The 13,160-nt window shown below is 60.7% G+C and carries 14 protein-coding genes; 10 read left to right on the top strand and 4 right to left on the bottom strand.

What is annotated here, in order from left to right:
- Nucleotides 1-2: 2 nt before the first annotated feature.
- The 8 genes from AC2A6O_RS12820 to ttcA all read left to right on the top strand — a co-directional run bounded on the left by AC2A6O_RS12820 (nucleotide 3) and on the right by ttcA (nucleotide 8,257).
- On the top strand, nucleotides 3-809 hold the full coding sequence (locus AC2A6O_RS12820) for a DeoR/GlpR family DNA-binding transcription regulator (protein WP_148586343.1): 807 nt from the start codon (nucleotides 3-5) through the stop codon (nucleotides 807-809).
- A gap of 55 nt (nucleotides 810-864) precedes the next feature.
- A complete protein-coding gene (gene rhaS / locus AC2A6O_RS12815; protein WP_498927506.1) occupies nucleotides 865-1,857 on the top strand; it encodes a rhamnose ABC transporter substrate-binding protein in 993 nt (330 codons plus the stop codon).
- 101 nt (nucleotides 1,858-1,958) lie between these two features.
- The gene (locus AC2A6O_RS12810) at nucleotides 1,959-3,512 is read left to right on the top strand and encodes a sugar ABC transporter ATP-binding protein (protein ID WP_498927504.1); all 1,554 of its coding nucleotides are present in this window, start codon (nucleotides 1,959-1,961) and stop codon (nucleotides 3,510-3,512) included.
- Nucleotides 3,509-4,492: an ABC transporter permease gene (locus AC2A6O_RS12805; protein WP_498927502.1), complete on the top strand. Its 984-nt coding sequence runs from the start codon at nucleotides 3,509-3,511 to the stop codon at nucleotides 4,490-4,492. The genes AC2A6O_RS12810 and AC2A6O_RS12805 overlap by 4 nt, the downstream gene beginning before the upstream one ends.
- On the top strand, nucleotides 4,489-5,505 hold the full coding sequence (locus AC2A6O_RS12800) for an ABC transporter permease (RefSeq protein ID WP_498927500.1): 1,017 nt from the start codon (nucleotides 4,489-4,491) through the stop codon (nucleotides 5,503-5,505). Before AC2A6O_RS12805 ends, AC2A6O_RS12800 begins: the two co-directional genes overlap by 4 nt.
- 3 nt (nucleotides 5,506-5,508) lie before the next feature.
- The gene (gene rhaM, locus AC2A6O_RS12795) at nucleotides 5,509-5,823 is read left to right on the top strand and encodes an L-rhamnose mutarotase (protein WP_498927498.1); all 315 of its coding nucleotides are present in this window, start codon (nucleotides 5,509-5,511) and stop codon (nucleotides 5,821-5,823) included.
- A 6-nt stretch (nucleotides 5,824-5,829) separates the two neighbouring features.
- Complete coding sequence (locus tag AC2A6O_RS12790; RefSeq protein ID WP_498927496.1) at nucleotides 5,830-7,212, top strand: FGGY-family carbohydrate kinase; 1,383 nt, start codon at nucleotides 5,830-5,832, stop codon at nucleotides 7,210-7,212.
- A gap of 106 nt (nucleotides 7,213-7,318) precedes the next feature.
- Complete coding sequence (gene ttcA / locus AC2A6O_RS12785; protein ID WP_498927494.1) at nucleotides 7,319-8,257, top strand: tRNA 2-thiocytidine(32) synthetase TtcA; 939 nt, start codon at nucleotides 7,319-7,321, stop codon at nucleotides 8,255-8,257.
- 299 nt (nucleotides 8,258-8,556) lie between these two features.
- Here the strand turns inward: ttcA and AC2A6O_RS12780 are convergent, their stop codons facing one another.
- Nucleotides 8,557-9,432 carry a LysR substrate-binding domain-containing protein gene (locus AC2A6O_RS12780; protein WP_498927492.1) on the bottom strand — a complete coding sequence of 292 codons (876 nt, stop codon included), beginning with the start codon at nucleotides 9,430-9,432 and terminating at the stop codon, nucleotides 8,557-8,559.
- 116 nt (nucleotides 9,433-9,548) lie between these two features.
- On the opposite strand from AC2A6O_RS12780, the gene AC2A6O_RS12775 reads away from it, so the two are divergent.
- Together AC2A6O_RS12775 and AC2A6O_RS12770 are read left to right on the top strand one after the other, a co-directional pair.
- Nucleotides 9,549-10,541, top strand: a complete 993-nt coding sequence (locus AC2A6O_RS12775) for an NAD(P)-dependent oxidoreductase (protein WP_498927490.1) — start codon at nucleotides 9,549-9,551, stop codon at nucleotides 10,539-10,541.
- Nucleotides 10,541-11,965, top strand: coding sequence for an aldehyde dehydrogenase family protein (locus AC2A6O_RS12770; RefSeq protein WP_498927488.1), 1,425 nt, complete (start codon nucleotides 10,541-10,543; stop codon nucleotides 11,963-11,965). The genes AC2A6O_RS12775 and AC2A6O_RS12770 overlap by 1 nt, the downstream gene beginning before the upstream one ends.
- A gap of 93 nt (nucleotides 11,966-12,058) precedes the next feature.
- On the opposite strand, the gene AC2A6O_RS12765 is transcribed toward AC2A6O_RS12770, so the two are convergent.
- Genes AC2A6O_RS12765 through AC2A6O_RS12755 form a run of 3 tightly spaced genes read right to left on the bottom strand, consistent with a single transcriptional unit; the run spans nucleotide 12,059 to nucleotide 13,152 of the window.
- Nucleotides 12,059-12,721 carry a L,D-transpeptidase gene (locus tag AC2A6O_RS12765; protein WP_148586352.1) on the bottom strand — a complete coding sequence of 221 codons (663 nt, stop codon included), beginning with the start codon at nucleotides 12,719-12,721 and terminating at the stop codon, nucleotides 12,059-12,061.
- A 7-nt stretch (nucleotides 12,722-12,728) separates the two neighbouring features.
- Nucleotides 12,729-12,878: a hypothetical protein gene (locus AC2A6O_RS12760; protein WP_498927486.1), complete on the bottom strand. Its 150-nt coding sequence runs from the start codon at nucleotides 12,876-12,878 to the stop codon at nucleotides 12,729-12,731.
- On the bottom strand, nucleotides 12,871-13,152 hold the full coding sequence (locus AC2A6O_RS12755) for a hypothetical protein (RefSeq protein WP_498927484.1): 282 nt from the start codon (nucleotides 13,150-13,152) through the stop codon (nucleotides 12,871-12,873). Before AC2A6O_RS12755 ends, AC2A6O_RS12760 begins: the two co-directional genes overlap by 8 nt.
- Nucleotides 13,153-13,160: the final 8 nt, after the last annotated feature.

Here is a 13,160-nt window from a genome sequence, read left to right as displayed (position 1 = left end):
AGATGCACGAGAAAGAACGCCACAGGATCATATTGTCCGCAGTCCAGGATCGTCCGGTCGTGACGGTTCAGGAGTTGGTGGTGTTGACGGATTCCTCCGAGGCGACCATCCGGCGCGACATTGCCCAGCTTCATGTGCAGAAGAAGCTGCGCCGTGTGCGGGGCGGGGCGGAGAGCATTCATCCGCCGCAGTTCGTCGGTCTGGCGGGGCGTCCGTTCAGCGTCAACGAAACGATCAACATCGCTCAAAAGCGCGCAATCGCGCAAAAGGCGGTGGAGCTGTGCGAGGATGGTGATGCCATCATCATCAACGGCGGCACCACCACATTTCAGATGGTGCATCCGCTGGCAACCAAACGCTGCCAGGTGTTCACCAACTCGTTTCCGATCGCAGAGCATCTCCTCAAGAATTCCAAGAACACCATCATGCTCTCCGGTGGTGTCATCTACCGCGAACAGAACATCATTCTGAGCCCTTTCGACAACGACGTGACCCGGAACTTCTATGCCAAGCGCATGTTCATGGGCGCGCAGGGGCTTGGTCCGCTGGGGCTCATGGAGGCCGATCCGCTGCTCATTCAGGCCGAGCAGAAGCTGATCGGCCAGGCGGATGAGCTCGTGGTTGTGGCGGATTCATCGAAATTCAGTGCGCGTTCCAGCCTGATCCTGTGCCCGCTTGAGCGGATCTCCACCGTCATCACCGATGACGGGATCCCCGACAGCGCGGCCAACATGCTGGAACAGGCCGACATCCATCTGATCGTGGCGGAAACAAGCGCCGCGCAGACCAAGGCAACCTCGAACGGGTAGCCGGCATACTGTCCGGGCCTTGGGAGGGGCCGGCAGCATTTTTGGGAGGAAGACCATGAAATTGCTCAAGTCACTTCTGGCGGCAACTGCAGTCGCCGCCGTCTGCATCGCCGCACCGGCCAGTGCAGCGGAAAAGCGCATCGCCCTTGTCGTCAAGGCGCTCGGCATCGGCTTCTTTGAAGCTGCCGCCAAGGGCGCTGAAGAAGCCGCCGAGGAACTCGGCGACGTCGAGATCATCTACACCGGCCCGACCGACACGACCGCAGAAGGTCAGATCGAGGTCATCAATGCGCTGATCGCCCAGAAGGTGGATGCCATCGCGATCTCCGCCAACGATCAGGACGCCCTGGTTCCGGCCCTGAAAAAGGCCATGGACCGCGGCATCACCGTGGTTTCCTGGGACAGCGGCGTTGCGCCGGAAGGCCGACAGTTGCACCTCAACCCGTCGTCCAACCCGCTGATAGGCAACATGATCATCAAGCTGGCTGCCGATCACCTACCCGATGGCGGCGATGTCGCCGTCCTGTCCGCGTCCGCCACCGCCACGAACCAGAACATCTGGATCGAGGAAATGAACAAGGTGAAGGACAACTATCCGGGCATCAACGTGGTCGCCACCGTCTATGGCGACGACCTTGCCGACAAGTCCTATCGTGAAGCCCAGGGCCTGATGCAGACCTATCCGGACCTGAAGGCGATCATCGCACCGACCTCCGTTGGCATCGTGGCTGCCGCACAGGCTGTTTCTGATGCTGAAAAAGCCGGCCAGGTCAATGTGACCGGTCTCGGCCTGCCGTCCGAAATGGCCGGTCACATCAAGTCCGGTGCGTCCAAGTCCTTCGCGATCTGGAACCCGATTGACCTCGGTTATTCCGCAACCATGCTGGCCTACAACCTCGCCACCGGTGCGGCGGAAGCCAAGCCGGGTGCGGAAATCCCCATGGGCCGTATGGGCACGCTGACGCTTGACGAAAACAATGAAGGCGCGATGGCCGATCCGTTTGTCTACGACAGCTCCAACATCGACGACTTCAAGGACATTTTCTAAGCTGGTCGCCACGACCGGACGTTAGAAACCTGTCAGACCCGGTGCGCACGGCACCGGGTCTTTAAAACCAGCAACGAAACTCCAGGCTCCGGGACATGGTCATGCTTGCGAACACGCAGGGCATAGCGGACACGCATCCGCAAACGGGAGACGGCGCGGGGCCGGTACTGACCCTCAGCGGCATCTCCAAATCATTCCCCGGCGTAAAGGCGCTTTCCGAAGTTTCGCTGGAGCTTTTCCCGGGTGAAGTCACGGCTCTGGTGGGCGAGAATGGTGCTGGAAAATCCACCATCGTGAAGATCCTGACCGGCATCTATCAGCCGGACGAGGGAACGATCTCGATCAACGGCACCCCGGTTTCCTTTCCAACCGCGCAGGATGCAGGCCGGGCAGGGGTGACGGCCATCCACCAGGAAACCGTTCTGTTCGATGACCTGTCGGTGGCGGAAAACATCTTCATCGGCCATGCGCCGAAAACGCGTTTCGGGCTGATCGACCGCAAGGAAATGCAGCGCAAGGCACAAGCTCTGCTTGAGCGGATCGGAGCGAGGATCGATCCGCATGTCACGCTGAAAGACCTCGGAATTGCCAACAAGCACCTTGTGGCGATTGCCCGGGCTCTTTCCATCGACGCCAAGATTGTCATCATGGATGAGCCGACCGCCTCACTCTCCCACAAGGAAATCGAGGAAACCTACGAACTGGTGGAGCGCCTGAAGGCCGAGGGCAAGGCGATCCTCTTCATCAGCCACAAGTTCGACGAGATCTTCCGCATTGCGGACCGCTACACGGTTTTCCGCGACGGCCAGATGGTCGGCACAGGCAAGATCGAGGAGGTGTCTGAACAGGAGCTGGTCAAGCTCATGGTCGGCCGCTCAGTCGACCAGGTTTTCCCGAAACGAGCGCCGCAGCTTGGCAAGGAAGTGCTGAAAGTCGTCGGCTACTGCCACCCCACCGAATTCGAGGATATCGGTTTTACGTTGCGCGCGGGCGAGATCCTCGGGTTCTACGGTCTGGTCGGTGCTGGTCGCAGCGAATTCATGCAGGCGCTGTTCGGGGTGACCAAACCTTCCAAGGGCGCAATCCGCATTGACGAAACGATTGCGGTCATCCGCGACCCCAACGAGGCCATCCGGCACGGCATCGTCTATGTGCCGGAAGACCGGGGCAAACAGGGCGCCATCAAGGGACTGCCGATTTTCCAGAATGTCTCGTTGCCGTCGCTCAAGGAAACCTCGCACAAAGGGTTTCTGCGGCTCGCAGAGGAATTCAAACTGGCCCGCGATTATACGCAGCGGCTGGATTTACGCGCTGCCGCGCTTGACCAGGATATCGGTGAACTGTCCGGCGGCAACCAGCAGAAGGTCGTCATCGCCAAATGGCTTGCGACCAAGCCGAGAGTGATCATCCTGGACGAGCCGACCAAGGGCATCGACATCGGGTCCAAGGCCGCCGTGCATGAATTCATGGCGGAACTGGCGGCCGAAGGTCTGGCTGTGATCATGGTGTCGTCCGAAATTCCGGAAATTCTCGGCATGTCCGACCGCGTGATCGTGATGCGCGAGGGGCGCATCGCGGCCGAATATGAAGGCGGTGACCTGACACCGGAACATCTGGTGCGGGCGGCTGCCGGCATCACGGAGGTGCGCTCATGATCCGCTCGTTGATGAAGTCCCGTGAGACCATCCTTGCCGGGGCGATATTGCTTCTGGTGATCGGCATTGCCATCCGCTTTCCCGGCTTTGTGACCCCGTCCAACCTTGCCAACGTCTTCAACGACACGGCACCGCTGATCATACTGGCTCTCGGCCAGATGGTGGTGATCCTCACGCGCTGCATAGACCTGTCTGTTGCCGCCAACCTTGCGCTCGCCGGCATGGTGGTTGCCATGCTCAACATGGCCATGCCCGGCCTGCCGGTGCCGGTAATCCTCGTGTTGGCGCTCGGCCTCGGGGCCTTGATGGGGCTCGTCAACGGGCTGCTGGTCTGGAAGCTGGATATTCCGCCCATTGTTGTCACCCTTGGCACCATGACCATCTACCGGGGCATCATCTTCGTGATTTCCGGCGGCGAATGGATCAATGCCCACGAGATGAGCGACGCCTTCAAAGCGTTTCCGCGTGAAGTCGTGCTGGGTCTGCCGGTTCTTTCTTGGATCGCGATAGCCGTGGTGCTCGGTTTCATCGTTCTGGTCGGGCGCACGCCGCTTGGCAGGGCTTTCTTTGCCGTCGGCGGCAATCCGCATGCGGCCGTCTATACGGGCATCAACGTCGGCCTCACCCAATGTGCGGCCTATGTCCTTTCCGGTGCGCTTGCCGGGCTAACCGGCTACCTCTGGGTTGCCCGCTATGCAGTTGCCTATGTCGATATTGCCGGCGGTTTCGAGCTTGAGGTTGTCGCGGCCTGCGTCATCGGCGGTATCTCGATTGCCGGGGGTATCGGGTCGATCGGCGGGGCGCTGCTGGGGGCGTTGTTCCTCGGCATCGTCAAGAATGCGCTCCCGGTCATCAACATCTCGCCCTTCTGGCAGCTCGCCATTTCCGGCAGCGCGATCATCATTGCCGTTGCCTTCAACGCCACGTCCAGCCGGGCCAAGGGCCGGGTGATCCTGAAAAAAGCGGAGCACGCAGCATGAGCCTCGCCACTCCAGACACCGGCGCGCAGGGGCGCCAGATTCCGGACAGGTTGAAGTCACCGTTGCAGCGGTTCCTTGTGAGCTGGGAGCTGCTTCTGCTGGTGGTTGCGGTCGCCGTGTTCACTTTGAACAGCTTTGCCTCGCCCTATTTCCTTGACCCGTGGAACCTCTCCGACGCGACCTTCAACTTTACCGAAAAGGCCATGATCGCCTTTGCGATGGGACTGTTGATCATCTCCGGAGAAATCGACCTTTCGGTTGCCTCGATCATTGCGCTTGCGTCGACGGCCATGGGCTTTGCCGTCCAGATGGGCGCGGATACGCCGGTTCTGGTGATGATCGGGTTGGGTACCGGGCTGCTGTGCGGAGCGTTCAACGGCTTCTTGGTGACCGGCTTCGGCCTGCCGTCCATCGTCGTGACCATCGGCACCATGAGCCTGTTTCGCGGCATTTCTTATATCGTCCTCGGCGACAAGGCCTACACCGGCTATCCCTCAAGCTTTGCCTTTTTCGGGCAGGGCTATGTCTGGTGGGTGATCTCCTTCGAGTTCGTGCTGTTCGCGCTGCTGGCCATTGTCTTTGCCGTCATTCTGCACAAGACGAATTTCGGAAGGACGGTCTATGTCGTTGGCAACAATCCGGTCGGCGCGCTCTTTTCCGGCATTCGGGTGCCACGAGTGAAATTCGCGCTTTTCCTGCTCACCGGCCTGATGTCCGGCGTTGCCGCCATCTGCCTGACCTCGCGTCTCGGCGCGACAAGGCCCTCCATCGCCTTCGGCTGGGAGCTGGAGGTGGTCACCATGGTGGTGCTGGGCGGCGTCAATATTCTCGGCGGCTCCGGCTCCATTCCGGGCGTGGTGATCGCCGCCTTCGTCATGGGTATGGTCACCTTCGGCTTTGGCCTGCTCAACGTGCCGGGCATCGTCATGTCGATCTTCATCGGTCTGCTGCTGATTGCCGTCATTGCCCTGCCGCGCATTGCCGGCCGTGTCATCGCCCACAGGAAGGCTTGAGCCATGGAAAAATATGCCTTCAAGATGCAGCTCAACCCCGGCATGGAAGCCGAATACCGGAAGCGCCACGATGAGATCTGGCCGGACCTGGTGGCCTTGCTGAAAGAAGCAGGCATCAGCGACTATTCCATTCATCTGGACCCGGAAACAAACATCCTCTTCGGTGTCCTTTGGCGTCAGGACGGCCACACAATGGACGACCTGCCGAACCACCCTGTGATGCAGAAATGGTGGGCGCACATGGCCGACGTGATGGCGACCAAACCGGACAATGAGCCAGTCGCAACACCGCTCACAACCGTCTTTCATATGGATTGAGCATTGATGGCAGCGATCCGGAATGTGGGCGTCATCGATATCGGCAAGACCAATGCCAAGGTCGCCGTGGTCGATCTGGAGCAGCGCAGGGAACTTGGGGTCCTGACGCGGCCGAACACCGTCCTGCCGGAGCCGCCTTATCCGCATTTCGATCTGGAAGGCCATTGGGACTTCATCTGCGACGCACTGAGAGAGCTGCACAAGGCCCATGGCATCGATGCCCTGTCGGTGACGACCCATGGCGCCAGCGCCGTTCTTCTGGACGCGGAAGGGAACCTTGCGGCGCCCATGCTGGACTATGAGTTTACGGGCCCGGACGATCTTGCCGCCGACTATGATGCGCTCCGGCCGGACTTCGCTGAAACCGGTTCACCCCGGCTTGGCATGGGCCTCAATCTGGGTGCGCAACTGCACTGGCAACTGAAAACGGATCCTGGGCTTCTGGACCGGGTGGCGACGGTTCTGACCTATCCGCAATACTGGGCCTATAAACTTACCGGCGTTCTTTCCAACGAGGTGACATCGCTTGGCTGTCATACTGACCTCTGGCGCCCTTCGGAAAACCGGTTTTCCTTACTGGTGGACCGGCTTGGTCTGACAGGCAGGATGGCGCCGGTACGCAAGGCCGGTGACAGTCTCGGGCCGATCCTGCCGGACGTGGCAACACGGACCGGACTGCCGGAAGGCACGCCGGTTACCTGCGGCATCCACGACTCCAATGCCTCGCTTTACCCGCATCTGATCGCGCGCGAACCGCCGTTTTCGGTCGTCTCCACCGGCACCTGGGTGATCGTGCTGGCAATAGGCGGTGGCGACGTCACGCTCGATCCTTTGCGCGACACGCTGATCAACGTCAATGCGTTCGGGGATCCGGTGCCTTCGGCACGGTTCATGGGTGGGCGTGAATTCGACATGATCCTGCAAGGCCGTGAAAAGGGCTGTTCGCAAGAGCAGATCGAAGCCGTGCTGAACCGCGAAATCATGCTCTTTCCCGCGGTCGATCCACGCTCGGGCCCCTTCCAGGGGCGGGAGCATCACTGGAGCGTGGACGATACGACATTGAGCGACGGAGACCGCTTTGCGGCAACCTCCTTCTATCTGGCGTTGGTGACGGCGGAATGCCTGGCGATGACCGGGGTAGAAGGTCCGATTGTCGTGGAGGGCCCCTTTGCGCAGAACCGGCTTTATCTCGACATGCTGGAGGCCGCGACAGGGCGGCCGGTTGAAGCGTCGGCAGGGTCGGTCACAGGGACCAGTATCGGGGCGGCATTGCTGGTGGCGGATGGGGAAACTCGGCAATCTGGAGAGACCGGGGCAGGTGGGCTCGTGGCCAAACGCGTTCCTCGACTGGCAAATTACGCCAGGAAATGGCGCGAACAGCTCCGGTGAACGAACGGCCATCCCTTGATAAGCACGGCTTTTCCCTTTTCCCGGCAGCGTTGATCCGCTATGTCAGCGCAAGGACAGCGAACCAATAAGCCGCCGAGCTTCTCTCATGAACGATATTGCCGACAGTACTGACATCGATCTGCCCGCGTTGCTCCGCAATGCGCCTTCAAGCGTTGAGTTCAAGAAGCTGCGTAAGCGCCTGTTACGACAGGCGCGTGAGGCAATCGCCGACTTCGGAATGTTGCCGGACGCGGTATCGCAGGAAAACCGTCCGAAATGGCTTGTCTGCCTGTCAGGCGGCAAGGACAGTTACACGCTGCTTGCGGTTCTGATCGAACTGAAATGGCGCGGTCTGTTGCCGGTCGATCTGATTGCCTGCAATCTGGATCAGGCCCAGCCCGGTTTTCCGGCGGACATCCTGCCGAAATTCTTCGAGGATAATGGCATCGAGCACATCATCGAGCGCGAAGACACCTATTCCATCGTCACCGACAAGATTCCCGAGCACCGCACCTATTGTTCGCTGTGCTCACGCCTGCGCCGTGGCATCCTCTATCGGATCGCGCGGGAGCAGGGCTGCGAAGCCATCGTGCTCGGCCATCACCGGGAAGATATCCTGGAGACCTTCTTCATGAACCTCTTCCACGGTGGGCGTCTGGCCTCCATGCCGCCGAAGCTGATCAACGACGAAGGCGACCTTCTGGTGCTGCGCCCGCTTGCCTATTCCGCCGAAAGCGATATCTCCCGCTTTGCCTCCGGCATGCAGTTCCCGATTATTCCCTGCAATCTCTGCGGTTCGCAGGATGGTCTGCAGCGCGAGGAAGTCAAACGCATGCTGCAGGGCTGGGAAAAGGCATCCCCCGGCCGCCTCGGTGTCATGGCCCGTGCCCTTGGCCACACTCGCCCGTCGCATCTTCTTGACCGCGCGCTCTACGACTTCGTCAATCTGCGGCCTGCCGAGGGTGAAACGGCAGGCGAAGGCGAAGCGGAAGAACCGTGCGGCGCAAGCCTCGCGATGACGGCGAAGCTGTTCGCAGCGGAGTGATCCCCACTGACGCTGCGGCGTTCTGACTACTTCGATCCTTCCTCCTCCAAACACTTCCTCGCAGCAGGGCTTGACCCTGCAATGCCTGCCGTGGCCTTTCCATGAGCAGAGGTGGCGGTGTGGGGGGATGCATCGGCATGGGTGCCATGGTCGAGCCATGGCATGACGAAGTGGGAAGAGACGTTGGGAAAGGACCCGAGCTCAGTCTCTTCCGTTATTGCGGGGCTCGATCCGGCAATCCATTCCGTGACCTTTCCGCCAGGAGAAGCGTTGCCGAGCGGTGGTGGGCCCGTGCAGTTTCAGGCGAATAGTTGTCTCAGCCACATCTCCACGCGTTGCGTGGCCGGTTTTCCTGGTGACGCGCTGTCCCCTTGCAGGAGGTAGTGCGTTCGCACGGATGGAAGGCTGACGTCGAGGGGAACGACCAGCCTTCCGCTTCCCGTCAGCCGTCCTGCGATCTTGCCCAGGAGCAGGGCGATGCCGCCTCCGGCAGCGGCCAACTCGACTGCGGCAAGGGACGTGTCGACCGTGGCGCAGGTTCGGCTGGACGTCTGAGAAAGGCCGAGGGCGTCGAAATAGCGTGGCCAGTGGTCATCGAACCCCAGAATGTGAATGCGCGGAAGATCGATCAGATCAGCCGGTTGCTTCAACTCACGCGCCAGATCCGGATGGCACACGGGCACGATGGTTTCCGGCCCCAGCGGTTCCGCGTGCACACCTGGCCAGTTGCCCGTGCCGAGACGGATTTCGATGTCGGTGCCGGTCTCAAGCGCCGTATCTGCCCAGATGGCGGAGAGAAGACGGATATCGAGGGTCGGATTGGCTTCTTGAAACTCCGCCAGGGCGGGGGCGATGATGAGCACGGTTTCGGAAATCGGTGCGCGAATGGTTACGGACCCGGCAGAACGGTTGCCAAACAGGCTGTCGGTCGAAACGGCCAGTTCCTGAAGTGCCTTGCGTACCGACGGCAGATAGGCCCGGCCGCTTGCTGTCAACTCCAGCTTTCGCGTCGTGCGTTCAAAGAGCTGATGGCCGAGCTGGGTTTCCAGACTGCTGATATGCGTGCTGACGGCGGCCTGGGTAAGGCCAAGTTCCGCACCTGCTGCGGTGAAACCACCCAGCCGGCTCACGGCTTCAAAGCTTTTCAGCCAGAGAAGATTGGGGAGCGACGGCATCTTGCTCACTTATAAAAATAATCGGGTAATATCCCGAATTATTATCATTTCTCTGGTGTCGATGCGAGGCGCAAAGTGAAGTCCAGTCAATTCCTGCTTCACGAAAGGGACGTCTCATGCGGGTCGGGTTTATCGGATTGGGCAATGTCGGCGGCAAGCTGGCTGGAAGTCTCCTCAGAAACGGGTTCGAGGTTGCGGTTCTCGATCTGAACCCGCTGTTGATGGAAAGCTTTGTCGCCAAGGGCGCTATGCGCGCTGAGAGCCCCAGGCAGCTTGCCGTGAGCTGCGACGTCGTCATCACCTGTCTGCCCAGTCCGGCAGCCTGTGCGGCGGTCGTGGAGGGCCCTGAAGGAATTTTGGAAGGCATTGGTCCGGGCAGGATCTGGGCGGAAATGTCGACCACTGACGCGGGTGAAGTGCGGCGTCTTGCCGGGCTCGTCATCGCCAGAGGTGCTGAGGCAATTGAGTGTCCGGTGTCCGGCGGCTGCCATCGGGCGGCCACAGGGAACATCTCGATCTTTGCCGGGGGCACGCGGCAGACCTTCGAGCGGATGCTTCCGCTGCTGACCGTTCTGGGCCGCCGGGTGCTGCATACGGGGGAGATCGGCTCTGCGTCTGTTCTTAAGGTTGTCACCAACTACCTGGCAACGGTCAATCTGGTGTCGGTTGCCGAGGCCCTGACCACCTGCAAGGCAGCAGGGATGGATCTGGGAACCGCCTATGAGGCCATCCGGATTTCCTCCGGAACCTCTTTCGTTCATGAAACGGAGAGCCAGGTGATCCTCAACGGTTCGCGAGACATTTCCTTCACCATGGATCTGGTCGCAAAGGATGTCGGCCTTTTCCAGAAAATCGCGGACGATCATCAGGTGCCGCTGGAGGTGTCGCCGCTTATCAACCGGATTTTCGCCGACGGCATTGACCGTTACGGCCCGCGGGAACTGTCGCCCAACATCATCAAGCGCCTGGAAGAAGCGACAGGTCTCGACATCCGTGCACCGGGTTTTTCGGAGGAGATGGTTGACGTCGAGCCCGAAGAACCCGGATATGAGGTGACGCCCAAACGCGGCGACGACATGAAACTGAACAGTTGGGAAGCAGCAGGCTGATGATTGAAAAGCGGCAGTTCTATATCGGTGGATCCTGGGTCGATCCGGTTGAGGCAAAAACGCTTGAGGTGATTAACCCGGCAACGGAAAAACCGATTGCCGTGATTTCCCTTGGCAGTGCCGCCGACGTGGACAAGGCAGTGGCCGCAGCCAAGGCTGCATTTGCCGGCTGGTCGGAAACCAGCGTTGATGAACGCGCCGCGCTGCTGGAGCGGATCATTGCGATCTATGCGCGCCGGTCCGGGGATATGGAGGAGGCGATCCGGCTGGAAATGGGCGCCCCGCGCAGCTTTGCACGCGACAGCCAGACACCAACCGGCGCCGGCCATCTGGAAGCCACACTGGAAGCCCTGAAGCATCATGTGTTCGAACGGCCAAGCCCTCGTGGCGGCAGCGTGCTTCGGCACGAACCGATAGGCGTCTGCGGGTTGATCACGCCCTGGAACTGGCCCATCAACCAGATCGCGGCCAAGGTGGCCCCGGCGCTTGCTGCCGGTTGCACAATGGTGTTGAAACCAAGCGAAATCGCACCGCTCTCCGGGCTTCTCTTCGCCGAGATCCTGGAGGAGGCCGGTTGCCCGGCTGGCGTCTTCAACCTGGTGAATGGGGATGGCCCGGGCGTGGGCGTGGCGATGTCCTCCCATCCGGATATCGACATGATGTCCTTTACCGGCTCGACCCGGGCGGGCATTTCCGTCAGCCAGAACGCCGCGACGACCGTCAAGCGTGTCGCGCAGGAACTTGGCGGCAAGTCGGCCAACCTGCTTTTTGCCGATGCGGACCTGGAAACCGCCCTGCGCACGTCGCTGACGGGCTGCTTTTCCAACACTGGCCAGTCCTGCGATGCACCGACCCGTCTGTTGGTGGAGCGGAGCGTCTATGACGATGCCGTTGCGCTTGCCGGAAAGATCGCCGCGGAAACCAAGGTCGGTGATCCGGCGGAGGAGGGCGATCACATCGGCCCGGTGATCAGCGACCTGCAATACGAGAAGATCCAGGGGCATATCGAGCGCGGTCTGGCCGACGGAGCGCGCCTTGTTGCCGGTGGCCCGGGCAAGCCGAAAGGGTTCGAGACCGGGTATTTCGTCCAACCGACGGTCTTTGCAGATGTCACCAACCAGATGTCGATTGCCCGCAACGAGATCTTCGGTCCGGTGCTGGTGATGATCCCGTTCGAAACGGAAGAGGACGCCATCGCAATCGCCAACGATACGCCTTATGGCCTTGCGGCCTATATCCAGACCGGCGATCCGGAACGGGCCAAGCGCGTTGCCCGCAAGCTTCGCGCAGGCAGCGTCTATATCAACGGTGCCAGCCCGGATTACGATGTGCCCTTCGGCGGCTACAAACAGTCCGGCAATGGCCGCGAGTTCGGCGAATTCGGCCTGGAAGATTTCCTGGAACTGAAGGCGATCACTGGCTAAGGCAAGCCGGTTGATCTTACGCGGCATCGATGATGCCCGGAGGTGGCGAAGGGACCGGCTGGCCGGCCCCTTTTCCTTTGTTTTGGCAAGGCCCTACAGAACGACGATCTGGGATCCGTCCGGTACGCGGCCATAAAGGTCGATGACATCCTGATTGATCAGGCGGACACAGCCACTGGAGACAGCGGAACCGATGGTCCAGTATTCGGCCGTGCCGTGGATGCGATAGAGCGTATCCTTGTTGCCCTGGAAGATGTAGAGCGCTCTTGCGCCCAGCGGGTTCTGGAGGCCGGGGGGCATGCCGCCATTGCGCCAGCTCCACTTTTCCAGTTCGGGTTGCCGCTGGATCATTTCTTCCGGCGGAGTCCATTTGGGCCAGGCGGCCTTGCGGGCAATCCGTGCCCGTCCGGACCATTCGAAACCTGCCCGGCCAAGGCCGACGCCATAGCGCATTGCCTTGCCGTTTTCCTGAACGAGGTAGAGGTAGTAGTTGTTGGTATCGACCACCAGCGTGCCGACCTTCTCATTGGTCGGATAGTCCACCTGCTTGCGGTAATAGCGTTCCGGCACCTTCTTCAGGTCGGGAGCGGGGATCGGAAACCGTTCTTCCGGCATCGCACGGTACATGGCCAGGACAGCCGGGTCCTGCCATGGCGCGAGCGGCTGCTGGGGGGCGGTTGTCATGCAGCCGCTGACGGCGAGCCCCGTAAGGCTCGCCGACCCGGCAAGAAAGGATCTTCTTGTAAGGTTCGTCATGTGAAGGCTACTGGCCTGTCTCTGGATAGGGGATGGGAAGATCGGCCGGAGTCCGGCCAAGGGTGTACACGGTGTATTGCGCTGTCGGGTCGTCGACCATGCCGAGCGAGCCCTGAGGCATGCCGGCAACAGCGAAAGCGAGAGGTCTCTTAGACACGGTCTGCCTCATTTCGTACCTGCGTGTGGCAGGGCTTGCCCATGACACGACGAACAAAAGCATGGATGGCAACGCAGCCGAACAGAGGGGCGGCCAGCAGCAAAGCTTCACCCGCGGTCAGTCCGGCCGGGGCGGAGACGATCAACAGACCTGTCACAAGCGCCATAAGCAGGCAGCAACCAGCCATGGAGAACGTGGTCCTGTTGAGATACTTCCGTGTTCGAAATCCTGGGGCAGCATAGGATGCCTGTGTGCCGTTTTCCTGAAGACTCATGATTTATT

The sequence above is a fragment of the Labrenzia sp. ATLA3 genome (assembly GCF_057180185.1).
Note: the sequence above shows the minus strand (reverse complement) of the source record. Positions and strands in the feature narration are given on the sequence as shown.